At 70.7% G+C, this 25,650-nt stretch carries 26 protein-coding genes and 1 tRNA gene; 13 read left to right on the forward strand and 14 right to left on the reverse strand.

Annotation, left to right across the window (positions count from 1 at the left end):
- Positions 1-194: 194 nt before the first annotated feature.
- The 4 genes from FHR82_RS16445 to FHR82_RS16460 are packed head-to-tail and all read right to left on the reverse strand — an operon-like array spanning position 195 to position 3,533.
- A complete protein-coding gene (locus tag FHR82_RS16445) occupies positions 195-911 on the reverse strand; it encodes an SDR family oxidoreductase (protein WP_184811236.1) in 717 nt (238 codons plus the stop codon).
- 43 nt (positions 912-954) lie between these two features.
- Complete coding sequence (locus tag FHR82_RS16450) at positions 955-1,701, reverse strand: helix-turn-helix transcriptional regulator (protein WP_311771109.1); 747 nt, start codon at positions 1,699-1,701, stop codon at positions 955-957.
- Positions 1,701-2,291: a nitroreductase family protein gene (locus FHR82_RS16455; RefSeq protein ID WP_184811237.1), complete on the reverse strand. Its 591-nt coding sequence runs from the start codon at positions 2,289-2,291 to the stop codon at positions 1,701-1,703. Before FHR82_RS16455 ends, FHR82_RS16450 begins: the two co-directional genes overlap by 1 nt.
- A gap of 12 nt (positions 2,292-2,303) precedes the next feature.
- On the reverse strand, positions 2,304-3,533 hold the full coding sequence (locus tag FHR82_RS16460; RefSeq protein WP_260418058.1) for a glycosyltransferase family protein: 1,230 nt from the start codon (positions 3,531-3,533) through the stop codon (positions 2,304-2,306).
- 209 nt (positions 3,534-3,742) lie between these two features.
- On the opposite strand from FHR82_RS16460, the gene FHR82_RS16465 reads away from it, so the two are divergent.
- The 4 genes from FHR82_RS16465 to FHR82_RS16480 all read left to right on the forward strand — a co-directional run bounded on the left by FHR82_RS16465 (position 3,743) and on the right by FHR82_RS16480 (position 7,970).
- Entirely contained in the window at positions 3,743-5,008 is a 1,266-nt protein-coding gene (locus tag FHR82_RS16465; protein ID WP_184811238.1) for an aspartate kinase, read from the forward strand.
- Positions 5,008-6,093 (forward strand): aspartate-semialdehyde dehydrogenase, encoded by a 1,086-nt coding sequence (locus tag FHR82_RS16470; RefSeq protein WP_184811239.1) that lies wholly within the window; start codon positions 5,008-5,010, stop codon positions 6,091-6,093. The genes FHR82_RS16465 and FHR82_RS16470 overlap by 1 nt, the downstream gene beginning before the upstream one ends.
- A gap of 213 nt (positions 6,094-6,306) precedes the next feature.
- Positions 6,307-7,566 (forward strand): sensor domain-containing diguanylate cyclase, encoded by a 1,260-nt coding sequence (locus FHR82_RS16475; RefSeq protein WP_184811240.1) that lies wholly within the window; start codon positions 6,307-6,309, stop codon positions 7,564-7,566.
- A complete protein-coding gene (locus tag FHR82_RS16480; RefSeq protein ID WP_184811241.1) occupies positions 7,563-7,970 on the forward strand; it encodes a GNAT family N-acetyltransferase in 408 nt (135 codons plus the stop codon). Before FHR82_RS16475 ends, FHR82_RS16480 begins: the two co-directional genes overlap by 4 nt.
- A 27-nt stretch (positions 7,971-7,997) precedes the next feature.
- On the opposite strand, the gene FHR82_RS16485 is transcribed toward FHR82_RS16480, so the two are convergent.
- Entirely contained in the window at positions 7,998-9,200 is a 1,203-nt protein-coding gene (locus tag FHR82_RS16485; RefSeq protein WP_184811242.1) for an MFS transporter, read from the reverse strand.
- A gap of 108 nt (positions 9,201-9,308) precedes the next feature.
- Between FHR82_RS16485 and FHR82_RS16490 the strand changes: the two genes are divergently transcribed.
- The gene (locus FHR82_RS16490; protein WP_184811243.1) at positions 9,309-9,749 is read left to right on the forward strand and encodes a Fur family transcriptional regulator; all 441 of its coding nucleotides are present in this window, start codon (positions 9,309-9,311) and stop codon (positions 9,747-9,749) included.
- Between the two features lie 15 nt (positions 9,750-9,764).
- Here the strand turns inward: FHR82_RS16490 and FHR82_RS16495 are convergent, their stop codons facing one another.
- Positions 9,765-10,856 (reverse strand): alpha/beta hydrolase, encoded by a 1,092-nt coding sequence (locus tag FHR82_RS16495; RefSeq protein ID WP_184811244.1) that lies wholly within the window; start codon positions 10,854-10,856, stop codon positions 9,765-9,767.
- Between the two features lie 191 nt (positions 10,857-11,047).
- Between FHR82_RS16495 and FHR82_RS16500 the strand changes: the two genes are divergently transcribed.
- The gene (locus FHR82_RS16500; RefSeq protein WP_184811245.1) at positions 11,048-11,605 is read left to right on the forward strand and encodes an NADPH-dependent FMN reductase; all 558 of its coding nucleotides are present in this window, start codon (positions 11,048-11,050) and stop codon (positions 11,603-11,605) included.
- Positions 11,606-11,663: 58 nt separating this feature from the next.
- Positions 11,664-12,140, forward strand: coding sequence for a Dps family protein (locus FHR82_RS16505; RefSeq protein ID WP_184811246.1), 477 nt, complete (start codon positions 11,664-11,666; stop codon positions 12,138-12,140).
- A 29-nt stretch (positions 12,141-12,169) separates the two neighbouring features.
- Here the strand turns inward: FHR82_RS16505 and FHR82_RS16510 are convergent, their stop codons facing one another.
- Entirely contained in the window at positions 12,170-14,011 is a 1,842-nt protein-coding gene (locus FHR82_RS16510; protein WP_311771110.1) for a S9 family peptidase, read from the reverse strand.
- 190 nt (positions 14,012-14,201) lie between these two features.
- Here FHR82_RS16510 and FHR82_RS16515 point away from each other — a divergent pair, with 190 nt between their 5' ends.
- From FHR82_RS16515 to FHR82_RS16530, 4 genes are read left to right on the forward strand one after another with little or no spacing between them, the layout of a single operon-like run.
- The gene (locus FHR82_RS16515; protein WP_184811248.1) at positions 14,202-15,353 is read left to right on the forward strand and encodes a C1 family peptidase; all 1,152 of its coding nucleotides are present in this window, start codon (positions 14,202-14,204) and stop codon (positions 15,351-15,353) included.
- Positions 15,354-15,368: 15 nt separating this feature from the next.
- Entirely contained in the window at positions 15,369-15,818 is a 450-nt protein-coding gene (locus FHR82_RS16520) for a hypothetical protein (RefSeq protein WP_184811249.1), read from the forward strand.
- Positions 15,815-16,078 carry a protease inhibitor I42 family protein gene (locus FHR82_RS16525; protein WP_184811250.1) on the forward strand — a complete coding sequence of 88 codons (264 nt, stop codon included), beginning with the start codon at positions 15,815-15,817 and terminating at the stop codon, positions 16,076-16,078. The genes FHR82_RS16520 and FHR82_RS16525 overlap by 4 nt, the downstream gene beginning before the upstream one ends.
- 28 nt (positions 16,079-16,106) lie before the next feature.
- Entirely contained in the window at positions 16,107-16,652 is a 546-nt protein-coding gene (locus tag FHR82_RS16530) for a hemerythrin domain-containing protein (RefSeq protein WP_184811251.1), read from the forward strand.
- Positions 16,653-16,769: 117 nt separating this feature from the next.
- Here the strand turns inward: FHR82_RS16530 and FHR82_RS16535 are convergent, their stop codons facing one another.
- The 4 genes from FHR82_RS16535 to FHR82_RS16550 form a co-directional block, all read right to left on the reverse strand.
- Complete coding sequence (locus tag FHR82_RS16535; RefSeq protein ID WP_184811252.1) at positions 16,770-17,552, reverse strand: COG1361 family protein; 783 nt, start codon at positions 17,550-17,552, stop codon at positions 16,770-16,772.
- Between the two features lie 220 nt (positions 17,553-17,772).
- Entirely contained in the window at positions 17,773-18,660 is an 888-nt protein-coding gene (locus FHR82_RS16540; RefSeq protein ID WP_184811253.1) for a TIGR04222 domain-containing membrane protein, read from the reverse strand.
- Positions 18,661-18,662: 2 nt separating this feature from the next.
- Positions 18,663-18,736, reverse strand: a tRNA-Pro gene (locus tag FHR82_RS16545).
- 17 nt (positions 18,737-18,753) lie between these two features.
- A complete protein-coding gene (locus tag FHR82_RS16550; protein WP_311771111.1) occupies positions 18,754-19,719 on the reverse strand; it encodes a metallophosphoesterase in 966 nt (321 codons plus the stop codon).
- 79 nt (positions 19,720-19,798) lie between these two features.
- Between FHR82_RS16550 and FHR82_RS16555 the strand changes: the two genes are divergently transcribed.
- Positions 19,799-20,269, forward strand: coding sequence for a GatB/YqeY domain-containing protein (locus FHR82_RS16555; RefSeq protein WP_184811255.1), 471 nt, complete (start codon positions 19,799-19,801; stop codon positions 20,267-20,269).
- Positions 20,270-20,312: 43 nt separating this feature from the next.
- On the opposite strand, the gene FHR82_RS16560 is transcribed toward FHR82_RS16555, so the two are convergent.
- Positions 20,313-22,868: a penicillin-binding protein gene (locus FHR82_RS16560; protein WP_184811256.1), complete on the reverse strand. Its 2,556-nt coding sequence runs from the start codon at positions 22,866-22,868 to the stop codon at positions 20,313-20,315.
- Between the two features lie 242 nt (positions 22,869-23,110).
- Between FHR82_RS16560 and FHR82_RS16565 the strand changes: the two genes are divergently transcribed.
- On the forward strand, positions 23,111-23,425 hold the full coding sequence (locus FHR82_RS16565; protein ID WP_184811257.1) for a WhiB family transcriptional regulator: 315 nt from the start codon (positions 23,111-23,113) through the stop codon (positions 23,423-23,425).
- A gap of 59 nt (positions 23,426-23,484) precedes the next feature.
- Here FHR82_RS16565 and bagB read toward each other — a convergent pair whose 3' ends face one another.
- A complete protein-coding gene (gene bagB / locus FHR82_RS16570; RefSeq protein ID WP_184811258.1) occupies positions 23,485-24,627 on the reverse strand; it encodes an ATPase BagB in 1,143 nt (380 codons plus the stop codon).
- Entirely contained in the window at positions 24,624-25,628 is a 1,005-nt protein-coding gene (bagA, locus tag FHR82_RS16575; protein ID WP_184811259.1) for an ATPase BagA, read from the reverse strand. Before bagA ends, bagB begins: the two co-directional genes overlap by 4 nt.
- Positions 25,629-25,650: the final 22 nt, after the last annotated feature.

Below are 25,650 nucleotides of genomic sequence, written 5' to 3' on the forward strand. Positions count from 1 at the left end.
GGGTTACGCGGTGGCGGCCTGTGGACAACTCGCCGGATTGTCGGTGGTGGCTAGTGCTGTGTCCACTTAGGTTGGCCGGGTGGGTTCGAGGACAAACCAGACCAGAAGACCAACCGAACCCGGCCAACGAATGTGGACACAGCACGAGGCTGATTTCGGGAAGCCGACAGGTGCCGCGGCCCGAGCCGCGATGGTCACCACGGCGTGGTGACCAGGCCACCGTCGATGATCAGGTCCTGGCCCGTGATGTAGGACGCTTCCGGTGACGCCAGGAAAGCCACCGCTCCGGCGACGTCCTCCGCGGTGCCGAAGCGGTCCAGCGGGATCGCGGACCGGACCCCCGGCTGGGCCGCCACCTCGACGTTCGCGTGGAACATCGGGGTCGCGATGTAGCCGGGCGACACCGAGTTCACCCGGACCGGCGCCAGTTCGGCCGCCAGCGTGTGGGTCAGGTTGTGCACCGCAGCCTTGGTCGCCGAGTACAGGGAGCCGCCCGCCAGGCCGCGGTGCAGCGTCCACGACGCGTTGATCACCACCGCGGCGTTCTCGGCCAGCAGCGGGGCCAGCTTCTGCAGCGTGAAGTACACGCCCTTCACGTTGATCCCCATGACCCGGTCGTACTCGGCCTCCGTGACCTCGGCGAACGGGCCGAAGGTCGCCACGCCCGCGTTCGCGAACACCACGTCCAGCCGTCCGAACCGCTCCCGGACCACCGCCGCGAGCGTGTCCAGATCGGCCAGGTTCGCCACATCGCCGGGCACCGCGACGAACTCCGACGACTCCAACCGGGACTTGTCGCGGCCCGTGACGATCACCTGTGCGCCCTCGGCCCGCAACCGCTGTGCCGTGGCCATTCCGATTCCGCTCGTGCCACCCGTGACCAGCGCGGTCCTGCCGTCGAAACGTGTCATGGGTCCAGCGTGGACACCCGCACGCGCCCCTGACAGGGCGCAGTCATCGTGGGTCTGCCACCACCAGGTTGTACAGCTCCACGTACCAGCCCGGGTGGTCGGTCACCGCCAGCGTGGTCAGGTCGAAGTGCAGCTCACCCTCTGCCGACCGCACCGACTTCACCATCTGCTCCGACGCGGCCACGTCGTGCCGCGCCCACAGCGCCGCGAACTCCGGGCTCGCCGCCGCGAGCTCCGCCACCACCCCGTCCGTGTGCACCGCGTCGGCCCGGTACGCCGCGACCACGCCCGGCGCCACCGCCGCCCAGTTGACGTGCAGGTCGCGGTACCGCTCGTTGGTGAAGAACGCGACCAGGCAGTTGCGGTCGCCGTCGAGCCCGAACACCGACCGCGCCCGCTCGTTGACCGCCAGCAGGTTCCACTGCCGGTCCCGCAGCAGCGCCGGGTGCGGCCACGCGTCGAGCAGCCGCCGCAGCTCCGGCGTGACAGCCGCGTCCGAGCGCGAAGCACGCGGCGGGTTGAGCCCGGCCAGCAGGTACAGGTGCGCCCGCTCCGGCTCGGTCAGCCGCAGCACGCGGGCGATCGCGTCGAGCACCTCCGCCGACACGTTGATGTCCCGGCCCTGCTCCAGCCACGTGTACCAGGACACCCCCACCCCGGCGAGCACCGCGACCTCCTCACGCCGCAGCCCCGGCGTGCGGCGCGTGCCGGCCGACGGCATGCCCACGTCGGCGGGCGTCAGCCGCGCGCGCCGTGAGCGAAGGAACTCGCGGAGCTCGTCGCGGGCCACTAGAACACCGGGTTTCCCCACTCACCCGTGAACGCGATCTCGTCCAGGGCCAGCCGCCGCCGCGGCGCGAGTTCTTTCGCGCGCCGCTCCTCGTCCAGCAGCGCGGGGTCGCCGAGCGTGCCCAGCGCGATCACCGTCTGCGGCTCGACGTCGGCGGGCAGCGAGAACACGAGCTTCGCGCCCTCCCGGTTGAACCCGCCCATCTGGTGCGCGACCAGGCCTTCGGCCACCGCCTGCAGTACCAGGTTCTCGGCCGCGAGCCCGACGCCGTACTCGGGCATCGGGATCGTGCCCTTCTCGTTGACCGTCACCGCGCACACCAGCACCAGCATCGCGGCCGGGTGCGCCCACCCCTGGTTGCGCCTGGACAGCAGGTCGAACAGCCGCGCGTAGGTCTCGTCGCCGCGCCGCCCCACCAGGTACCGCGCGGGCTGGGTGTTCCCGTTCGACGGCGCCCACCGCGCGGCCTCGAGCACCGCACGCAGCTGCTCGTCGGTCACCACCCCGGCCGGGTCCAGCGCGCGGGGGCTCCACCTGGCCGCCAGCAGCGGGTGGATGGGCACGCTCGTCTCGGCGTCCTTGTCAGTCATCGCTGTCGCTCATCAGATGGCGTAACCCCACGACGTCAGTGCGTATGCCCCGAACCAGGAGCTGACCACGGCGAGCGCGCACAACGCCACCACGAACGTCGACACCCGCCGTTTCGCCAGGGCCAGCGCGATCGGGATCAGCAGCGTGAAGGCGGGCACCATCAGGCGCGCCTTCGAGTTCATCAGCCCGTTCGACGTCAGGTCCATCGCCAGCACGGCGGCCGAGTAGGCGATCAGCGGCCACTCGACCTTCCGCACGATCATGATCACCAGCAGGACCAGGGCCACGACGATCAGCCCGACGGTCGTGACCTCCAGCACGGACCGGGCGTCGGCCAGTGCGTCCAGGGAGAACCGCAGCGTCGCGGCACCGCCGTCGAACCCGGTGCCCCACCCGCGCTCCTGCAGCGCGAACCAGCCGTTCCACTCGCCGGTCCGCGTCCCGACCCACACCAGGTACCCGACCAGCCCGAGCGGTGCGATCGCCCCGCCGAGCCACGCCCGCCAGGACCTCGGGTTCCTGATCACCACGAGCAGCGCGGCCAGCGCGACCGCCAGGACCAGCGCCGCGCCGGTCGACCGGACCAGCCCGGCCAGCGTGCAGCACACCCCGGCGAGCAGCCACCGCTTCTCGAGCACCCCGACCAGCGCCCACGCGGCGAGCGCGCAGAACATCGCCTCCGAGTAGGCCATCGACAGCACGACCGACATCGGCGTCGCCGCGAACAGCGCCACCAGGATCAGGCCGGTCCGGCGCGAACCGCCGCGGATGTGCTGCCCGAGCCGCGCGAGTGCGTAGGAACACACGACGCCGGAGACGATCGTCACGGTCAGGGCCGAGGTGACCAGGCCGATCCCGCCCGGCCCGTCGACCGCGGCGAACCACCGCACGACCATCGGGTAGCCGGGGAAGAAGGCCAGCGGCGTCTCGGCGCTGCGCTGCCCGAACGCGTCGACAAGGCCCTCCGGCACTCCGTCGTAGCCGCCGCCCGCGATCGCCAGGAACCACTGCCCGTCCCACGACCGCAGTGCCTCGGACACCGAACCGAAGTTGCGGCTCGCCATCCACGTGAGCACCAGCAGCCCGAGCTCACGGATGCCGAGGAAGATCAGCGCAGGCGCGAGGAGCGCGCCGACTCTCCGGACGGTCCACCCGTGCTCGCGCTGACTGGACTCAACCGGTACGTCGTCCGGAACGGAGGACTCCTCCGCCTCGGCACGCGTCACGTCCGTCGCCGACACCCCGATCCTTCCGCCCACCTCGGCTGGCTCTCGGGTTACAGGGTAGGGCGGCTGTTCCCGCACGTGGCGGGCGCCACACGCAGGACCGAATCGATTCGCATCCTCGGTTAGGCTCGTCTCGACTCTTCGAGCGGAGCTTGCGGAGCGAGCATTGACACAGCGGCCGCTCGGAGCCTGCGAGGAGCGGCCGGAACGGGAGGTAGCCGACAGTGGCGCTCGTGGTCCAGAAGTACGGCGGTTCATCACTCGAGAACGCGGACCGGATCAAACGTGTGGCCGAGCGGATCGTGGCGACGCGCAAGGCGGGCAACGACGTGGTGGTCGTGTGCTCCGCGATGGGAGACACCACCGACGAACTGCTCGACCTCGCGCAGCGGGTGAACCCGGTCCCGCCGGAACGCGAGATGGACATGCTGCTCACCGCGGGGGAGCGCATCTCGAACTCGCTCGTCGCGATGGCCGTCAGCGCGCTCGGCGCGGAGGCCCTGTCGTTCACCGGCTCGCAGGCCGGCGTGGTCACCGACTCGACGCACGGCCGCGCCCGCATCATCGACGTCACGCCCAGCCGCGTGCAGCAGGCGCTCGACGACGGCTTCATCTGCCTCGTCGCCGGCTTCCAGGGCGTCAGCCAGGACACCAAGGACATCACCACGCTCGGCCGGGGCGGCTCGGACACCACCGCCGTCGCGCTGGCCGCCGCGCTGAACGCGGACGTGTGCGAGATCTACACCGACGTGGACGGCGTCTACACCGCGGACCCGAGGATCGTCGCGAACGCGCGCAAGCTCGACCGGGTCCCGTACGAGGAGATGCTGGAGATGGCGGCGTCCGGGGCGAAGGTCCTGATGCTGCGCTGCGTCGAGTACGCCCGCCGCTACGGCGTCCCCATCCACGTCCGCTCGTCGTACACCAACAAGCCGGGCACCATCGTCACCGGCTCAACGGAGGACATTCCCGTGGAACAGGCCATGATCACCGGCGTCGCCCACGACCGCTCGGAGGCGAAGGTCACCGTCGTCGGCGTGCCGGACCAGGCGGGCTTCGCGGCCCGCATCTTCCGGGTGGTCGCCGACGCCGAGATCGACATCGACATGGTGCTGCAGAACGTGTCGAGCACGGTCTCCGGCCGCACCGACATCACGTTCACGCTCTCCAAGGACAACGGCCCGACCGCGGTGGCGGCGCTGGAGAAGATCAAGGAAGAGCTGGGCTTCAAGTCGGTGCTCTACGACGACCACGTCGGCAAGGTGTCGCTGGTCGGCGCGGGCATGCGGTCGCACCCCGGCGTCACGGCCTCGTTCTGCGAGGCGCTCGCGAAGGCGGGGGTGAACATCGAGATCATCAACACCTCGGAGATCCGCATCTCGGTGCTGATCAGGGACACGCAGCTCGACGAGGCCGTGCAGGCCATCCACTCGGCCTTCGGGCTCGGCGGCGACGAGATCGCCCAGGTGTACGCGGGGAGTGGTCGCTGATGGCTACCCCGGGTGCGGGTGTCCCGCAGCAGCCCCGTCTGGCTCTCGTCGGCGCCACCGGCGCGGTCGGTTCGGTGATGATCGACATCATGAACGGGCGGCCGGACTTCCCGTTCGGCGACGTGCGGCTGATCGCGTCGCAGCGGTCGGCAGGCAGGAAGCTCACCGTGCGCGGCGAGGAGAAGACGGTCGTCGCGCTGTCGCCGGAGGCGTTCGACGGCGTCGACATCGCGATGTTCGACGTGCCGGACGAGATCTCCGCCGAGTGGGCCCCGATCGCCGCCGCGCGCGGTGCCGTGGTGGTCGACAACTCGGGTGCGTTCCGCATGGACGACGACGTGCCGCTCGTCGTGCCGGAGTGCAACCTCGACAAGATCCACGAACGGCCGCGCGGGATCATCGCGAACCCGAACTGCACGACGCTGTCGATGATGGCCGCGCTCGGCGCGCTGCACCGGTCGTTCGAGCTGAAGGAACTGGTCGTCGCGTCGTACCAGGCCGTGTCCGGCGCGGGCGTCGCCGGTGTCGAGCGGCTGTACGCCGAGCTGGCCGCGGTGGTCGGCAAGGGCGTCGGCCTGCGTGCGGGGGACGTGCGAGAGGCTCTCGAAGCCGCGGGGCTGCCGCTGGCGGACTCGCCGTTCCCGGCCCCGCTCGCGCTGAACGTGGTCCCGTCGGCCGGGTCCTACAAGGGTGACGGCTGGTACTCCGAGGAGCTGAAGGTCCGCAACGAGTCGCGGAAGATCCTCGGCATCCCGGAGTTGAAGGTGTCGGCGACCTGCGTGCGCGTGCCGGTGGTGACCACGCACTCGCTCGCGGTCCACGCGACGTTCGCGTCCGAGGTGACGGTCGCGGCCGCGCGCGAGGTCTTCGAGGCGCAGCCGTCGATCGTGCTCCAGGACGATCCGGAGAACGGCGTGTTCCCGACCCCGGCCGACGTGGTCGGCGGCGACCCGACGTACGTGGGCCGCATCCGGCAGGCGCTGGACTTCCCGAACACCCTCGACTTCTTCGTGTGCGGCGACAACCTCCGCAAGGGTGCCGCGCTCAACACGTACGAGATCGCGGAGGCGCTCGCTCAGCGCTGAGCGAGCCACTCCCTGGTCTGTTCTTCCGAGTTCGGGTACTGGCGGGTCCACCCCGTCGCGCAAGTCCGCGACGGTGGTGCCCGCCAGTTCCATTTTCCGCGCGGCGTTAATCCGAATGGTTGGTGACCGTCGCCCAAGACGGTGAGGCACACGGGGTTTCCGGTACCTTCAGGCCTTCTGGCTCGGGGACGAGAACACCGTGGAGCGACGAGCATGACCGCAACCCGACCACGGGGCCGGTGGGCGATCCTCGAAGCGCCGCGGGGAGTGCTGCCGCTGTACCTGGGTGTCGGGCTGGCGGCGGTCGTGCTCGTCGCCGCGTTCCCCGGGCACGCGCCGACGGACCAGGACTGGGTGCGTTCCCTTGCGCTGCTTGTGGTTTCGTGTCTGCAGACCGAGTTGTCGCTCGGCACCGAGAAGGCGCGCCGCTACCTCGCCGACCGGCCGCACATCAACATGACGTCGGCGTGGATGTTCGGCGGCGCGGTCGTGCTGCCCGCGGCGATGGCGGTCGCGCTGACCGTGATCACGTACCTGCACCTGTGGCTGCGGGTGTGGTGGCCCATCCAGGGCAGGCCCGCGTACCGCGTCGTGTTCTCCGCGGCCACGGTTCTGCTGGCGGTACTTTCGGTGCAGCCGGTGCTGCGCCTGTTCGGCGCGGACGACGTGCTCCGCGCCGACTGGCAGGGCAGCCGGGTCCTGCTGGCGCTCGTGGTGTCGTTGCTGGTGTACACGACGGTCAACGGGGCACCGGTCGCGGTCGCCGTGAAGCTGCACCACCCGGCCCGGCCGTGGCGGAAGACGTTCGGCACCAAGGCGGAGAACGCGCTCGAGCTGGCGACGCTGAGCCTCGGCGGCGTCACCGCGATCGTCCTCGTGACACAGCCTGCCCTGGTGGCGTTCATGCTGTTGCCGGTGATCGTGTTGCACCGCAACGTCCTCATGCGCCAGTTGGAGGAGAAGGCCGCGCAGGACTCGAAGACCGGGCTCCTCACCGCAGAGGAGTGGCAGACGCGAGTGGCGGCCGAACTGGTCCGCAATGCGCGGACCCGCGAGCCGTTCGGTGTCCTGATGGTGGACCTGGACCGCTTCAAGAAGGTCAACGACACCTACGGCCACGTCGCGGGCGACGCCGTACTGCGCACCGTCGCGACGACGATCACCGGCCAGCTGCGCGCCTACGATTCCGTCGGCCGCTGGGGTGGCGAGGAGTTCGTCGTGCTGCTGCCGCAGATCGCCGAACAGGGCGCCTGCGATGTGGCCGAACGCATCCGCACCGCCGTCGGCGACCTGACGGTGACGGTGTCGGTCGGCGACGCGACCCACGAGATCACCGATCTCTCCGCGTCGGTGGGCGTGGCATGCTTCCCGGACGCGTCGGTCACGGTCGACGGCCTGGTCCACGCGGCGGACGAGCGGATGTACCGGGCGAAGCGCGCCGGGAGGAACACGGTGGTGAGCGGCACGGAATGAAGATCACGCACACCCAGGCGGGCCACGACGAACTCCGCCGAGCCCACTTCGGCGACCTGGACGGCCGCTTCACCCGCGACGTGTGGCACGCGGAGGTCGACGGCGAGGTGGTCGGCACGGCGATGGCGGGCCCGCCGCGCGGCATCTTCGGCCCGTGGGTCGGCGAGCTGTACCGGCTCGAGGTGCGTGCTGGCCACCGCGGCCAGGGCATCGGCGCCCGCCTGCACGACGCGTGCCTGACCACGTGGCGAGCGCGCGGCGTCACCGTCGGGGTGGTGGAACTCCCGTCCGCCGACGAGACCACCCGCGAGTTCTACGAAAGCCACGGCTGGCGCCCGGACGGCCACACCCGCCCGGGTCACCAGGGCACCGGCTACGTCCGCCTCCGCAGAGCGATCACCTGACTGGCGCCACCCAGCCTCGCCGGGGGCTCAGTGCTTGGCCGCGACCGTGTCCGGGCTGACGACGATCGGCGCCTCCTCCTTCTGCCGCGCGGCCAGCACCCACGCGAGGCCGGCGACCAGGACACCGCCGATGCCCGCGATCGCGAAACCCCACCCCGGCGACGCGTGGTCCACCACGAACCCGACCAGCGGCGCACCGGCCGCCGCGCCGAGCGTGAACGCCGACGACTGCAACCCGGTCGCCTCCCCACGGGCGGCGGGCGGCGCCAGCCGCGCCACCTCCTCACCCGTCGCGGCGATGGTCGGGGCGCACAGGAACGCGGCGGGCACCAGCGCCAGCATCAGCCACCACCACTCCCCGCCCGCCAGCCCGATCGGGATCGTCAGCACACCCAGCCACGCCATCAGCGTCGCCTGGCGGTACGACCGCGTCAGCGCGCCGTACACGAGACCGCCCACCGCGGACCCCGCCGACCACACGATCACCACGACGCCCGTCCACGACAGCTCGCCGCTGTGCTGCATCTGCGCGACGATCGCGACCTCGGTGCCCGCGAGGATGAACACCGCGCCCGCACCGACGAGCAGGACACCCACCAGCCGCGGCGTGAGCCACACCCGGCGCGGCACCTTCTCCACCGCGGCCTTCTCCGCCTTGCTGCGCACCGCCGGGTTCACCACGTACAGCGCGCACCCGACGACCACGATCCCCACCGCCATCGCCATCAGCGCGGTCTGCGTGGAGAACTGCGTCGAGACGAGCACCGCGGCGGCCGGGCCGACCATGAACGACAGCTCGGTGGACACCGAGTCCATCGAGTACGCCGTGCGCCGCAGGTCCTCCGGTACCAGCGCGGCGATCGCCTGCCGCCCGATCGACATCGCGGGCAGCACCAGCAGGCCCCCGACGAACCCGCACACCAGCAGCATCGGGTACGACATGAACCGCGCGAACACCCAGAACGTGGCCTCGCCGATCGTGGTGACCACCAGCATCGGCCGCAGCCCGTACCGGTCGACGACCCGCCCCAGCACCGGTGCCCCGAGCGCGATGCCGATGGTCGCGACCGCGCCGACCGTGCCCGCCGCCCCGTAGCCGCGGTCCATCGTCACGGCGATGTGCAGGGTCAGGGCCATGCCGGCGGCCGTGCCCGGGATGCGGGCGAAGAACACGAGCACCAGGAGGGTCCGGACGCCGGGCAGGGCAAGCGTTCGGCGGTAGAACTGCATGGTTGGATGTGACCTCTCGCGACGACGATCGGCAACTAATTTACGACCGGTCACCGACAGTTCCGCACGTTTCTTGACCTGTTCCAGAGAAGATGGTGTCGTGGAGACATGAACGACAGCCGGGCCGAACAGCTGCGGGCCGTGGGGTTGCGGGTCACCGCGCCGCGGGTCGCCACCCTCGACTGGCTGGCCGCCCACCCGCACGCGACCGCCGACCAGGTGGCGAAGGGCGTGCGGGCCCGGCTCGGGTCGGTGTCCACGCAGGCGATCTACGACGTGCTGAACGCGTGCACCCAGACCGGCCTGCTGCGGCGCATCGAACCCGCTGGCTCACCCGCCCGGTTCGAGACCCGCGTCAGGGACGACCACCACCACATCGTGTGCCGGGTCTGCGGCCGCACGGAGGACGTCGACCACGTCGTCGGCGAGGCGCCCTGCGTCGGCCCGACCGCGTCGGCCGGGTTCGTGATCGACGAGGCCGAGGTGGTCTTCTGGGGCGTCTGCCCGGACTGCCGGCCGGGCAACCACACGGGACCCCGTTCCGAATAGGCCCGGGGAGTCGTTCTACGCGGTCGGCCGGAACAGGTCGACGACATTCGCGCGGGACCGCAGCGCGAGACCCGTGCGCAACGCACCCGCCGCTTCCGACATCGCCTCCCGGAAGCGCGTCCCGAGCTTCACGAAACTGACGAACCCGTGGATGAGGTCGTCGTGCTGCCGTTTCACCACCGGCACCCCCGCCTCCCGCAGCCGGTCGGCGAACGCGTTGCCCTCGTCACGCAGCGGGTCGAACCCCGCGGTCGCCACGTAGGCGGGCGGCAGCCCGCGCAGGTCGTCGGCGAGCAGCACCGACAGCCGGGGGTCGGACCGCAGGTCGAGGTCCGGGCAGTAGTGGTCGAGGAACCACGTCATGTCGTCGTCGGTCAGGAAGAAGCCGTCGGCGAACAGGTCCCGCGACCGGCGGCGGGTGGTCCCGTCCGTGGCGGGGTAGAAGAGCAGCTGGAAGACCGGCCGAGGGCCCTTGCCCATGGTCTGCGCTGTCTGCAGGCACACGGACGCGGCCAGGTTCGCGCCGGCGCTGTCGCCGCCGATCGCGATGGCCGACGGGTCCGCGCCCAGCGACTCGGCGTTGCGCGCGGCGAACCGGAACGCGGTGAGCGCGTCCTCCGCGGCAGCGGGGAAGTGGTGCTCCGGCGCGAGCCGGTACCCGATCGACAGCACCCGGACCTGGGCGTTGCGGGCCAGGTAGCGGCAGGTCGCGTCGTGCGTCTCGATGCTGCCGATCACCCAGCCGCCGCCGTGCAGGTACACGAGCAGCGGTGACCCGGTGCCGAGGCTCACGGGCTCGTACAGCCGGGCGGGCACCGGTCCACCGGAGTCGGACGGGATGTCGAGGTCGCGGGTCCGTACGCCGGTGACCCCGGGACCGACCAGCCCGCGCCGCAGCTCCAGCTGTGCCCGCGCGTCGAGGTGGTCCCCGCCCGCGAGGCTGGTGTCGGTGAGGGCCAGCATGCGCAGCAGCAGCTGCGCGTCGAGCGCCAGCTCCAGCCCGTCCCTCCTGATCGGCGCCCCCGCGATCAGCCGCCGCAGCGGCCGAGGCAACGCGAACACCGCGTGCAGCGCCGCGCCTTGGACCGGCAGCGGAACCCTGTCCATCACACTCGCCATAACGCCTCCCCGGGCGGCTACGGGTGGAGGCTATCCGGTGAACGTGTCCATGGTCACCCGCCGTGCCGAAACTCCACTACCACGGGTTCCCCGCCGTGGCCAGACCGCCGGTGGAACTACCGGGAGTGGAGCCATCGGTCGCCAGAATGGAGGATGATCTGGGTGACGGAAGGAGAACGGTGACTGTCAGCGTGGTGGGCATCGGCGGTTCGTTGCGGACGGACTCGCAGTCCGAACGCGCACTGCGCATCGCGCTCGACGGCGCGGAGCGCGCGGGCGCCAAGACCACGGTCATCACCGGCGCCGACCTGGTCCTGCCGTTCTACGATCCAGCGGAACCCGGCCGCAGCCCGGCCGCGTACCGGCTGGTCGAGGAGCTGCGCGGCGCCGACGGCGTGGTCCTCGTCTCGCCCGGCTACCACGGCACCGTCTCCGGCCTGGTCAAGAACGCACTCGACTACGTGGAGGACCTCCGCGAGGACTCGCGCCCGTACCTCGACGGCCGGGCCGTCGGCTGCGTCGCGGCCGCGCGCGGCTGGCAGGCGGCCGTCACCACGCTCACCTCGCTGCGCTCGATCGTGCACGCGCTGCGCGGCTGGCCGACCCCGCTCGGCGCGGCGGTGAACTCCGCGCACGTGCTGTTCGGGCCGGACGGCGACTGCTCCGACGAGCAGGTCGCCGAGAACCTCCGCACGATCGGGTTGCAGGTCGTGGAGTTCGCCACAGCACGCGTGTGACCAGGAATCCCCTTGGGTACACCACGGTTTGCACAGGTGTACTGAGGAGGTATGTGAGATGACCAAGTCCCCCATCACGAGCCCGCTCGGTGACGCCGAGAAGGAAGCCACCGGCGCAGTGCTCCAGGCGACGCTCGTCGACCTGATCGACCTCTCCCTGATCGCGAAGCAGGCCCACTGGAACGTCGTGGGCCAGAACTTTCGCAGCGCGCACCTGCAGCTCGACGAGCTGGTGTCGGCCGCAAGGCAGTACACCGACGACGTGGCCGAGCGCGCCAACGCCATCGGCGTCTCCCCGAACGGCAAGGCCAAGACCGTCGTCAAGTCCTCCGGCATCCCGGACTACCCCGCCAACTGGCAGACCGTCGAGGCCACCGTCGCCGCGATCGTCGAGATCCTCGGCGAGGTCATCAAGCGCCTGCGCGAGCGCATCGAGGAGACCGACAAGACCGACCTGGTCACCCAGGACCTGCTGATCGAGATCGCGGCCGAGCTCGAGAAGCAGCACTGGATGTGGCAGGCCCAGACCGCCTGACCCGGCGCCCAATGCCCTGAAAGACGCTTTCAGGGCATGCCCAGGTGACGGCGGACGAAGTGGACTTCGATCGCCGTCTGCTTGATCGTCTCGGCCACCACGAGCGACCCGTGGCCCGCGTCGTACCGGTACACCTCGTACGGGCTGTCCCGGTCCGCCAGCTTCTCGAGGTAGTTCTCGATCTGGCGGATCGGGCAGCGCGGGTCGTTCTCCCCGGCCACCACCAGCACGGGCGCCGCCACGTGCTCGACGTACGTGATCGGCGAGCACTCGACGTAGCGGTCGGCCACCTCCTCGGGTGAACCCCCGAACAGCGCCCGGTCGAACGCCCGCAGCGGCTCCATCTCGTCCTCGTACGCGGCGAGGTAGTCCGCCACCGGCACCCCGGCCACCCCCGCGGCCCACAGCCCCGGCTGCGTCCCCATCGCCAGGAGCGTCAGGTAACCGCCCCACGAGGCGCCGTTGACCACGCACTTCGCCGGGTCGGCCAGGCCCTTCTCCACCGCCCACTCGTGCACCGCGGCCACGTCCGCGAGCTCCGTCAGCCCCGGCCTGCCCTCGATGGCGTCCCGCCACTTCGAGCCGTACCCGGACGAGCCGCGGTAGTTGACGTGCACGACCGCGAACCCGGCGTCCAGCCACACCGCCCGGTACGCGGAGAACCGGTCCTCGTCGTGCGAGTGCGGCCCGCCGTGCAGCGCGAACACCGTCGGCAGCGGCCCGTCGGGTGCGTGGGCGGGCCGCGCGTACAGCGCGTGCACCTCGCCGCCCTCGCTCGGCACGAACACGTCCAGCAGCTCGGTCGACTCCGGCGCGCGGTGGCCCGGCGGCGCCAGCAGCACGCGTTCGGTGCCGTCGGTGTACAGCGCCCGCACCACGCCCGGCTTGGCGGCGTTGGACCAGGAGTACTCGACCGTGTGGTCCGGCCGCACGTCCACGGCCCCGATCGTGCCCGGCGGGGTGGCGAGCTTGGTCAGCTCGCCGGAACGCAGGTCGTGGCGGTACACGGTGTTGCGGGCCTCGTGCGTGTGCACGACGACGATCGCGCTGCCGTCCGGGTACCAGTCGGCGGTCAGCTCACCGGGCAGGTCGATGGCCAGCTCGACCTCGGTGTCGGCCGTCACGTCCCAGACCAGCAGCTCGTCGCGGCCGCGGCGCTCGTGGCGGACCAGCAGGCGCTGGTCGCCCGCGATCGGGCTGAAGCCGATCGCGTCGAGGCCCTTGCCCTCGCCGTCCCACTTCTCGGCGACCTCGGCGCCGTCGGCCACCGCGAGGATCCGCAGCGCCGAGTGCCGGTTGTCGCCGTGCTCGGAGTGCTCGATGGCGAGCAGCGTCTCGTCGCGGGACAGCGCGGCGACGCCGCCGTCGTGCTCGTTCCGGTACACGACCTCGGCCGGCGCGCCGTTCCTGGTGACGAACACCGTGGTGCCGTCGTCGCCGGACACGCCGAGCGCGATCACGGTCCTGCCGATGCCGAGGCCGGCGGGGTAGCCGGGCACACCGCCGGGCACCGCGGCCGCCGGCTCCTCGGTGGCGGGCCTGCCGGCGAACGGCTCACGCACCCAGCTGCCGAACTCGTCGCCGTCCTTGTCGGAGAACCACCACACGTGCTCGCCGTCCGGGCTGATGGCGCCGTTGTAGGTGCCGTTGGGCCGGTCGGTGACCTTGCGGTGCGTGTCGGTCGCGCGGTCCCACGCGTAGATCTCGAACACGCCGCTCGCGTTGGAGACGTAGATGTTCCGGTCCGGCGCGTCGCGTGCCCAGTCGGGCAGGGACACGCGGGCCGCGGTGAACCGGTCACGCCACCGGGTCTCGGCGGCGTCGTCGGCGAACAGTCGGTCGGGCACCTCGGCGGGCGGGTGGTTGCTCACCCCCTGATCCTGCCAAACCGCAGGCAGTTCGGACAGCCAGTCCAGATGTAGCGCACACCTCGTCGGTGAATCGCCGCTCGTGACCGCCGGTATGGGGAAAACCCTTATTGCACAAGGGATATCGGTATCCATAGCAGGTGGACGGGGCTCTAATCAGGTGTCCACCCCCATCCCCCGAAGGGGAGGAGCCATGAGTCCAGAACGACCTCACATCGCAGAACTCGCCGCCGTCCGGTCCACGCTCGCCGAGCGCGGCAACCCGTGGCAGGCGGCGGAGACCCGGATGAGCAGACTGCCGGAGGACTGGCGGGCGGCCCGGTTGGGCGTACCCGCACCGACCAGCGACGAGATCGCCGAGCGGGCGGGTCAGCCGGAGTCGATGGCAGCGGCAGCGCGGGGCGCCGCAGGCCAGTCCGTGTCCGCGCTGGGCGCACCGAGCGCGTCGCTGCCCTCGGCGTTCGACCTGCGCGACGTCGGTGGCCGCTCGTACGTCACCGGCATCCGTGACCAGGGCGGATGTGGTTCGTGCGTGGCGTTCGGCACGCTCGCGTCGATGGAGAGCACCGCGTCGTACACGCGGGGCGCGCCCGGCCTTGCGCTGAACCTGTCCGAGGCGCACCTGTACTTCGTGCACGCGAAGGCGCGCGGCTACACGTGCGCGTCCGGTTCGTGGCCGGACGACCTGTACTCCGACTGCGTGACTAAGGGCGTCACGTTCGAGGACTACTACCCGTACAGCGACGCCGGTACCGGTGCCGTGAACGCGGACTGGCCGAACCGCCTGGCGAAGGCGGTCGGCACGGCGAACCTGACGGGCAACCCGGCCGCCATCAAGCAGCACATCTACAGCTACGGCGGCGTGGTCGCGTGCTTCGTCGTCTACAACGACTTCTTCCACTACCGCAGCGGCGTCTACCGGCACACGACCGAGGACGTCGCCGGTGGCCACTGCGTCGCGCTGATCGGCTGGGACGACGCCGCGGGCTGCTGGCTCGGCAAGAACTCCTGGGGCACCGGCTGGGGTGACGGCGGGTTCTTCCGCATCGCGTACGGCGACTCGTTCATCGAGGACTACCCGGGCACGCGGCCGACGGTGTTCGGCTGCACGTCGGTGACGTTGCGGGCGTGGCTGCCCGCGCAGCGCACGCTGCGGCTGTTCGCCACGGCCAACGACGCCAACGGCTGGGCGTACCTGGAGAACTACGGCTGGGCGCACCTCGCGGGTGGTGCCCACACCACGACCAACAAGCTGGCCGAGCTGACCCACGCGCGGGGCACGGGTCACCAGGTCAGCCCGTTCATCAACGGCGCCGAGCTGAGCTCGGTGCTCGTCGCCGACTGAGAGGACCTGATCGACATGGCGACACCGGTTGCCCGCAAACCACGCAAGGCGGTCCCGGCGACGGTGACGGCCGCCGAGGCGGCGCAGGCCCCGCCCGCGCCGGCGACCGCCGAGGCAGGCCCGGACACCCCGCCGCCCGCACCGGCGGCGATGATGGCGGCAGCGACGACGGCGCAGGACATGCTGGCGCCCGCGCCCCCGTCGCTCGACGAGCAGGGCATCGCGATCGGCGACGGTCTGACCGTCGGCTGGGTCCACCACCGCATGATCACCCATCTGTGGTCCTACGACGCCGTGACCGGTGTCTGGGTGTGGGTCGACGGCATCGGCTGGAAGCGCCTGTCGCCGGTGTCGGAGCACGGGCACAGCCACCTGTGCCTGCTCGCGACCCTCGCGACGGACCGCAACCTGCCGGTGGACTACCACGAGGACGCCGCCGGCCGGATCGACCAGCTCCTGGTGTGATCACGGCACGGGTCGGTGGGACGGTGACCCTGGCGTTGCCGGAGAACCCGGCCACCGGCTTCCGCTGGCGCCTGACCAGCCCGCTGGCGGTGGTGTCGGACGAGTACTTCCCGTCCGGCACCGCCCCCGGCGGGGCGGGTGAGCGCGTCTTCGTCCTGCTGGTCGCGGCCGCGGGCCGCCACGAGGTGCTGGCGGAGCTGACCCGCCCGTGGGAGTCGACGGTGAAGGACGTCCGGACTTTCGTGGTGGACGCGAGTTAGTGATCGTGTTTCCCGGGTAATCACCGGCATGGGGTATGTCCTGGACCTGCACCGCCCAGTAGCGGGCGACGTCATCGACCTGATCCTGACCGACCACCGCTTGTTCGAGGAACTGCTGCGTGCGCTGCGCGACGCGTCCTCGGACCGCGACGAGGTCCGCACCGCGCTGGCCACGGTGCTCGTGGCCCACGCGGAGGCGGAGGAGAGGTTCGTCTACCCGAAGCTGCGCAAACGCCACGCCGTCGGTGAGGAGGAAGCCGAACACGGCGAAGAGGAGCACGCGGAGGGCCACGAGGCCCTGCTGGAGGTGCTCGAACTCAAGGGAACGGACACCAAAGCCTTCTCCGACGCCGTCGAGGAGCTGTCCGGCAAGATCAACCACCACATCGCGGAAGAGGAGCTGACGATCCTCAACCCGGCCCGCGACGAGGTCGGCCCCCAGGTGCGGGCGGAACTCGGCCGTGAGTTCCTGGCGGAACGCCAGCGCCAGATCGACGCGGGCTGCGGCAGCGTGGAGAACGTGCGCAAGCTGGTGGAACGCGCCAGGAAGCAAGGACAGCTCGACGAGGACTAGAACACGCAGAACTCGTTCCCCTCGGGGTCGAGCACGTCGTAGTGATCGGGTCGCCCGCGAAACGACCAGGCCCCGCCCGCGAAGAACGCGGCCGGGGCCTGGTCAGGGATCGATCCGTCAGCACCGCACGAGTAGCCCAGTCAAGGCCGCGCAGGACCGGCGAGCACTGTCGTTACCACTGTCGGGATCGGAAGGAGAGGAAGAAACCCGGGCAACGGAGGCGGAGAACGACCCGATGGTCAGCAGCCCGGCGTTGACGGAGAACGAAGCGGAAGCGGTCTGTCCCACCGGGATCGACGCGAATGCACACACCACGCTCCGGCTCCCGTCCCGAGCGCACCCGTTGCCACTGTTCCAGGCGAGCCCGGCGGCGTAGGTGCCGCCGATGCGGACCGAGGAAGCGTCGGCAGGCCCGTTGTTCACCACGGAGACGGTGTACGTGATCCGCGAGGTGAGAATCCCCCGCGGCGAGGCGCCGAGTGAAACCGCGAGATCAGCGATCTGGGCCGCCCCCACAACGGAAACCACGGGCCCGGTGCCGGCCGCGAACGAGTAGTTACCGCCCACGAACTGGTGCTCGAGCGTGTAGTTCCCGAGCGGAGCGTCGTGCTTCACCCGGAACGTGAAGATCACGGTGGCGCCGGCGTCTGGCGCGATGTCCCCGACCACCCCGCGGTAACTGGTGGGCGAGTACTCGTAACAGGCCCCACCAGAACAAGAAACCAGTTCGAACACCGACGTGATGGGTGCCTCGACGACCCGCAACTGGGCGTTGGCCCCGGTCACGGTGAAGTTCTGTGGGTTGTACAGCTCGACGGACGCGGTGAAGGTGCCGCCGGGAGCCACGTCGCCTGCCCCGAGGGTGACAGCACTGGGATCAGGCGGAGCGGCGACGGCCACGCCAGGCACCACAAGCCCGGCAAGCACAACAAGAACCGCGACGAGCGCTCTGCGCATAGCCCCATCCACTCCCGTAAGCCGACACCACAGCCCACGTCGCGCCCCCACTCACCCCCGTTACAGGAAGCAACCTCCGATCACCCAGAAGGCTCAACAAGATCACAACCACGAGAGGCGCGGGACAGGCGAATGGACAGTGTCCGTCCGACGAGTCCGTCGGTCAGCGGTTGGGATCCGCGTTCAGCGGGACGTTCGGCGAGTTGATCGTCGGGTCCGTGCCGGCGGTGCTGTTCGAGCTGCCGCCGTCGACAATTCCGCCGCGCTCGACGAAGCCGCGCAGGCCGGGCACGGCGCCGATGCCGTGGAGCGCCACCGCGATACCGGCGGTGGCGGGGTCGAGCCGCTCGTCTTCACCGGGCAACGCCCGGTCCAGTTCGCGGAGCAGCCGCGACCCAGCAAGGGTGCGGCGGGGCAACAACAGGTTGACCACGGCGAGTCCCGCGACGACACCGGCGACCGCGCGGTCACCCGCGACGAACCCGGCGACGCTCAGGCCAAGTGCCGCAGCCGCCAGGAGACGCAGTAGCCACCAGCCGGATCTGGGCAGCAGCAACCCGGCCCTGACCAGGCTGCGCCGGACCGCGTCGAACGTCTCGATCGTGCGCCGGTGGGCGCGGATCGCCGAGAGCCCGAGCGGGTAGGCGAGAACCCGGAAAACGGAGCGTTCGAGCGCGTCATCAGTCTCGGCCAGCCCGCCCGCGCGCCGCAGGACACCGGCTTCTCGATACCGATCTCCCCGCGGAGACGCATGGTCATGAGTGCCGCCTGGAGCGCGCGCTTGGACCCACTCGCGAGCAACCCCGCGGTCGCCGGGGTCAGTTCCGGGCCGACCCGAGCACGCCGGTGCGCGAACCGGAGCACCACGGCGAACAGGAGCGACACCGCCGAGAGGACGGTCACCACTCACTGATTGTTCCTGACCCACGCACAACCGCGGCACATTCAGGCTGTCTGCGCGCTGTTCCGGATTCTCCCGGCCAAGGCCCGCAACGGAATCAGGGCCGGTTTCCACGTCACGGAAACCGGCCCTGATCTGTTGTTTTGCCACCGTCGGGGTGACAGGATTTGAACCTGCGACCCCTTCGTCCCGAACGAAGTGCGCTACCAAGCTGCGCCACACCCCGGTGGTACGGGAAGAAGTCTAGCCGACGTCCGCGCCGGCTCCGAAGCGGGCACTGTCTGCCGCACCGTCCCGCCCAGATCCGCTGGTAGGGCGGGGTACGAGGGTCAGCAGCGACGCTTCCGGCGGGCACGCGAACCGCACCGGTGCGTACGGTGACGTGCCCAGGCCGGCCGACACGTGGAGCCACGTGTGCGCGCCCCACCGGGACGCGCCGCGTGCTCGGGTGCGGTCCAGCTGGCAGTTGGTCACCAGCGCTCCGTACCCGGGTACCCGCAGCTGCCCGCCGTGGGTGTGGCCGGCCATGACCAGGTCGTACCCGTCGTCGGCGAAGGAGTCCAGGACCCGGGGTTCGGGGGAGTGCGTCACGCCGAGCCGCAGGGTGGCGGTGCGGTCCGGCTTCCCCGCGATGTCCGAGTACCGGTCACGCCGCAGGTGGGGGTCGTCGACGCCGGCGACGGCGATGGTCTGGCCTTCGATGGCCAGCAGGCGGCGCACGTGCGTCAGGTCGTGCCACCCGCGCTCGACCAGGGCCGCGCGCAGGTCGCGCCACGGGAGGGGGATGCCGTGGATGCGCTTCTTCGACTTCGTGATGTACCGCACCGGGTTCTTGGGGCGCGGCGCGTAGTAGTCGTTGCTGCCGAAGACGAACACACCCGGCACGTCCAGCAGCGGCCCGAGGGCGCGGAGCACGGCGGGCACGGCGTTCTGGTGCGCCAGGTTGTCGCCGGTGTTGACCACCAGGTCGGGCTCGAGCGACGCGAGCGAGGCGACCCAGCGCTGCTTGGAGGTCTGGTTGGGCGTCATGTGCAGGTCGGAGATGTGCAGGACCTTGAGCGGCCGGGCGCCTTCGGCGAGCACAGGCAGGGTGGCCTGTCGCAGCGTCCAGTGCCTGCGTTCGATCCCCGCGGCATACGCGAGCGTCGCGGTGCCGACCGCGGTCGCGCCGAGTGCCGTCCGGCCGATGTTGCGCGCGAAGTTACCCACGTCCCCGAGCCTAGATGCGCGGCCGGGGTGACCGGAAACCGCCGTGAGCAGGATCCCGCTGACCAGTAGTGTTCCCGCCATGGCTGACCTCAAGGCACGGCTGCGGACGGACCTGGCCGCGGCCATAAAGTCCCGGGAAACGACCCGGATGGCGGCGTTGCGCATGGCGCTGGCGTCGATCACCACCGAGGAGGTGGCGGGGGACGAGGCTCGCGAGCTGTCGGACGGCGAGGTGGAGAAGGTGCTGACCCGCGAGGTGAAGAAGCGCAAGGAGGCCGCCGAGGCGTTCGCGGGCGCCGGGCGCGTCGAGCAGGCGCAGGCCGAGCGGGACGAGGCCGCCGTGCTCACCGACTACCTGCCGAAGCAGCTGTCCGACGACGAGCTGTCCGCGCTGGTCTCCGACGCCGTCGCCGAGGTGACCGGGCAGCTCGGCGAGGCGCCCGGTCCCCGGCAGATGGGCCAGGTCATGAAGGCCGCCAACGCGAAGGTCGCGGGCCGCGCCGAGGGTGGCCGGGTGGCCGCCGCCGTGAAGGCACTCCTGCAGAAGTGACGAAGAGGCCGGGGACTCGTTCGAGTCCCCGGCCTCCTGACTGTCAGCCGCCGCCCGGTCTGCCACCCGGCGGAGTGCCGCCGCCCCCGCCGCCTGGACCGCCCCCGCCGCCGGGGCCCCCACCCCCGCCACCAGGCGGTGGCGTGCCGCTGCTCGGCGGTGGTGTCCCGCTGCTCGGCGGTGCCGAGGGCTCCTCGGTCTGGACGGGCGGGACGTAACCGGTGCTCACGTAGATCGTGATCGTTTCGCCGGGCAGTGCCGCGCCGCGGGGCGTCTGGTTGACGACGGTGCCCTTCGGGTCGGAGCGGTTGGTGCGCTTGACCGTCACCTTGTAGCCGGCGTTCTGCAGGGTCGCGATCGCATCGGCCTCGCCGTCGCCGACGACGTTCGGCACCCGGCTCTCCGGTCCGCCGTCCATGTAGCGCGGGTCGCCCGGCGGTATTGGCAGCGCGGGTGCGTCACCGAGGATCTGGCTCATGGCCTCGAACCACGTTCTCGCCGGGGCCCGGCCGCCGTAGATGATCCCGTCACCGCACAGGGACGGCGGCTTGCCGGACACGGTCGAGTCGCAGATGGTTCTCGGCCGGGGTCCGTCGTTGAAGGTCATCGTCGACGCGGCCAGCTGCGGGGTGGCACCGACGAACGCGGCGGACCGGTAGTTCTGCGTCGTGCCGGTCTTGCCGATCATCGGACGCGTCCAGTTGAACATCCGCGCGGCGCCCGCTGAGGTGCCGCTGCCGACATCGTCCTTGCTCAGGCCCTGGGCGAGCGACCTGGCGAGCGGCTCGGCGACGACCTGCTCGCACGGCTCCTCGTACTGGGTGATGTCAAGCTTCTTGCCGCGGCGGTCCAGGATCTCCATCAGCGGAGTCGGTGGGCACCACACGCCACCGCTCATGATGGTGGCGCCCACGTTCGCCATCTCCAGCGTGCTCACCGGCGCCGGGCTGAGCGTGAACGACGCGTTGCCCGGGTTGCCCGGCTTGCTGCGGAAGAACTGCGACTGGGTCTGGTTGACGTTCGGGTTCTTCGACGCCGGGTCCGGGGTCTGGCCGCTCATGTTGGTGGCCATCGTCTCGCGCAGACCGAGCCTGCTGGCCATCTCGACGACCGGGTCGGTGCTGCCGAGCCGCTCCTCGAGGATGACGAAACCCGTGTTCGGCGAGGTCGCGAGCGCCTCCTGCAGCGTCATCTTCGACGGGTAGTTGTCGGTGGCGTTCGACAGGCAGTACCACCGGGTGTTCGGTTTGCCGGTGCCCGGGCACCGCTCGGCGCCACCGAAGAACAGCCTCGACGAGTGGAAGCTGGGCGTGTCGATGACGTGGTTGATGCCGCCGCCCTTCTCCAGGTACGCGGCCGCGGTGAAGATCTTGTACGTCGACCCGGCGCCGAACTTGTTCATCACGCCGTACGGGTAGGAGATCGTGGTCTGGCCCGCGTCGCCGTTGAGGCCGTAGTCGCGGTTGGCGACCAGCGCGACCACCTCGTGGCGCGTCTTGCCGGGCCGGACGATCGACATCGTGTTGGCGATGCCCTCGGTGTTCTTCGGCACCTGGTGCTCGACGGCCGCCTTCGCGATCTGCGTGGCCCGCGCGTCGAACGTCGTCTTGATCGTGTAGCCGCCGGAGTACAGCTGGTCCTCGGAGAACATCCCGATCTTCATCAGGTAGTCCTCGACGTACTGGCAGAAGAAGCCGTACTCCGGGCCCGCGCCGACGCAGTTCGCGGCAGGCTTCTTCGGCCCCTCCGGCCGGACGCCCAGCGCCTCCTTCTTCGCCGCCGCCGCGTCCTCCTCGGACAGCCTGTTCGTCTGGACCATCGTGTCGATGACCAGGTTGCGGCGCTTGAGTGTCTCCTCCGGCCGCTTCCACGGGTTGTACAGGCTCGGGTTGTTGACCATGCCCGCGAGCAGCGCGGACTGGGGGACGGTCAGCTTGTCCGGCGTGGTGTCGAAGTAGGCCTTCGCGGCCGCCCCGACGCCGAACACCCGGTCGGTGAACTCGACGACGTTGAGGTAGCCGGTGAGGATCTCCTCCTTGGACATCTTCTGCTCGAGCTGGATCGAGAGGCGCGCCTCGCGCAGCTTGCGGGTGACGGTCTGCTCCTGCGCCCGCTGCCGCCCGATCTCCTTCTCCGGGTCCTCCTCGGCCCCCATCTGGTCCCGGTAGACCACGTTGATCAGGTAGTTCTTGACGTACTGCTGTGTGAGCGTCGACGCGCCCTGCGTGTCGGAGGACGACGAGTTGCTGATGGCGGCGCGGATCGTGCCCTTCCAGTCCACGCCGTGGTGCTCGTAGAACCGGCGGTCCTCGATCGAGATCAGCGCCGCCTTCATGGTCGGCGAGATCTGCTCGGACGTCACCGGCAGGCGGTACTGGTTGTAGAGGTACGCGATGTCGTTGCCCTGCGAGTCCGTGATCCGCGTGATCAGCGGCGGGTCCGTGGTGACCAGGTCCGCGGAGACACTGTCGATCGTGTCGCTCGCGCGGTTGGACGCCACCCCGAGGGCGCCGACGACCGGGAAGAGCATCCCCGCCATCAGGACACCGGCCAACAGGCAGAGGCCGAACATCTTCAGCAGACCGTCTCCGACTCGCACGGAGGTCAGAGTACGCGGAGGGCCCCACAACCCGCCGGTTTGGCCGAGGGAGTTATTGACTTTCTGTAACGCCTGTGCCCCCGGGCGTTCTCGTGGGAACCGGTGGGCCCTAGAGTCCGTCAACGTCTCAAACGACATGAGCCGGGCAGGGCGACCACGACAAGGTGGCCGACCGCCGGCGCTCCGGGGCCTAAGGGGGGACCCGGGGTGGATTGGGTCGAGACAGGTTAGGGGCGGGGGTTATGCAGCAGATTGAGAAGGCGGACTGGCGAGTCAACGCGTCGTGCCGCGACGAGGACCCCGACGGGCTGTTCGTCCGGGGCAAGGAGCAGCGCAAGGCCAAGCTGGTGTGCATCGCGTGCCCGGTGCGCACGGAATGTCTCGCCGAGGCGCTGGACGGCCGCATCGAGTTCGGAGTGTGGGGCGGGATGACCGAGCGTGAGCGACGGGCTCTGCTCCGTCGTCGCCCGGACGTCTCGTCCTGGCAGGAGCTGCTGACGGAGGCGAAGCGTCAGCACCTGGACGTGGACGAGGAAGAAGAAGTCCGCGTCGGCTAGGTCCAGAGGCCCAGTGTCCTGAGCCAACCACTCAGGACACCAGGGTCGGGACCAGCACCTCAATTCCGGGCAGGCAGCCCAGTCCCGGCCAGTTGCTCGCCGATCGTGCGCAGACCGGGCAGGTCGTGCACGTCCGACGGCATGGCCGGCACGCTGACCGCCGGGACGCTCGGGTGCGCCTTCGTGAACCGTGCCAGCAACCGGCGTTCGCGCTCCCGCACGGCCACCCGGTCCGCGTGCAGGCGCAGCACGGCCGCGGCGAGCGGTGACGCGCCGCGGGAATCGAGCCCGTCGGCGGCCGCTGTCGCCTTGGTCGCCGACAGCCCGGCCAGCACCGGGTGCGTCCGGTTGATCACGAGACCGGCGAGCGGCATCGACTCGGACGCCAGCCGCTCCACGAAGTAGCTCGCCTCGCGCAGCGCGTCCGGCTCCGGCGAGGCCACCACCACGAACGACGTGCCGGACGAGCGCAGCAGCTCGTAGGTCTTGCGTGCGCGCTGCTTGAAGCCGCCGAACATCGAGTCGAAGGCCTGCACGAACGCCGACGCGTCGGCCAGCAGCTGCCCGCCGACGATGGTCGACACGGCCTTCGCGAACAGCATCACCCCGGCGCCGACGACCTTGCGGATGCCCCAGCCGCCACTGCGCGCGGGCCCGGACAGCAGGCGGATCATCCGGCCGTCCAGTGCGGTCGACATGCGCTGCGGCGCGTCGAGGAAGTCCAGCGCGGAGCGGCTCGGCGGGGTGTCGACGACGATCAGGTCCCACCGGCCCTCACCCGCGAGCTGGCCCAGCTTCTCCATCGCCATGTACTCCTGCGTGCCGGAGAACGACGAGGAGATCGTCTTGTAGAACGGGTTGGCGAGCACCTCCTGCGCCCGCTTCTCACCCGCGTGCGCCAGCACCATGTCGTCGAACGTGCGGCGCATGTCGAGCATCATCGCCGAGAGCTGGCCGTCCGGCTCGAAGCCGTCGACCTCCACCTCTTTCGGGGTGTTGCCCAGCTCGCGGAGCCCGAGCGCCTGCGCGAGCCGGCGCGCCGGGTCGATCGTCAGCACCACGGTCTTGCGGCCGCGTTCGGCGGCACGCACCGCGATCGCCGCGGCGGTGGTGGTCTTGCCGACGCCACCGGAGCCACAGCAGACGATCACCTGGATGTCGGGGTTGTCGATCAGCGAGTCGACGTCCAGCTGCTCGGTCATCGCACCCCCTGCTCGACCATGGCCTCGGCCAGCTCGTACAGGGCTGCGGTGTCGATGCCCTCCGTGACGTCGGGCAGCTCGACGGCGGGCAGGTCCACCTCGGCGATCTGCTCGCGGGCGTTCTGCTCGGCCAGCACCCGGATCGCGTGCTCGACGGTCTCCTCGACCAGGCCGTCCAGGTCCTCCTCGGACAGGTCCAGCCCGGCGGAGGTGAGCCCGTTGCGCACCCGGGACGCGTCCACGCGGCCACCGGCGGCCGGGGTCACGGACCGCGCCGGCAGGCGGGGCGGGCGCACCCGGTTCAGGAACACCACGCCCGGCCGCAGGTCCGCGCCGTCCAGCTCGGCGACCGCCTCGATGGTCTCGCGGACCGGCATCTCCTCCAGCAGCGTCACCAGGTGCACCGCGGTGTCGCCGGAGTGCAGCAGCCGGACCACGCCGTCGCTCTGGCCCTTGATCGGGCCAACCTTCGCCAGCTCGGCCATGGCCTTGGTGACGTCGAGGAACTTCACGATCCGGCCGGTCGGCGGCGCGTCGAGCACCACCGCGTCGTACATGTGGCGGCCGTTGTCGTCGGTGCGGCCGACGGTCTCCTTGACCTTGCCGGTCAGCAGCACGTCCCGCAGGCCCGGCGCGAGGGTGGTGGCGAACTCGATCGCACCCATCCTGCGCAGCGTCCGGCCTGCGAAACCCAGGTTGTAGAACATCGCGAAGTACTCGAGCAGCGCCTCTTCCGCGTCCACGTGCAGCGCGCGGACCTCGCCGCCACCGGGCGCGGACGCGATCCTGCGCTCCTCGTAGGGCAGCGGGTTGGTGTCGAAGAGCTGCGCGATGCCCTGGCGGCCCTCCACCTCGACCAGCAGTACCCGGCGCCCGCCCGTGGCGAGCGCCAGCGCCAGCGCGGCCGCCACGGTGGTCTTGCCGGTTCCGCCCTTGCCGGTGACCACGTGCAGCCGCGCCCGCGCGACCTGGTCGGTCCAACCGACGACGGGAGTGCTCACGTTTTCAGAGTAAGTGGACAGA

Origin of the sequence: Actinophytocola algeriensis (assembly GCF_014203735.1) — a bacterium.
In the GTDB taxonomy this organism is placed as follows: Bacteria; Actinomycetota; Actinomycetes; order Mycobacteriales; family Pseudonocardiaceae; genus Actinophytocola; species Actinophytocola algeriensis.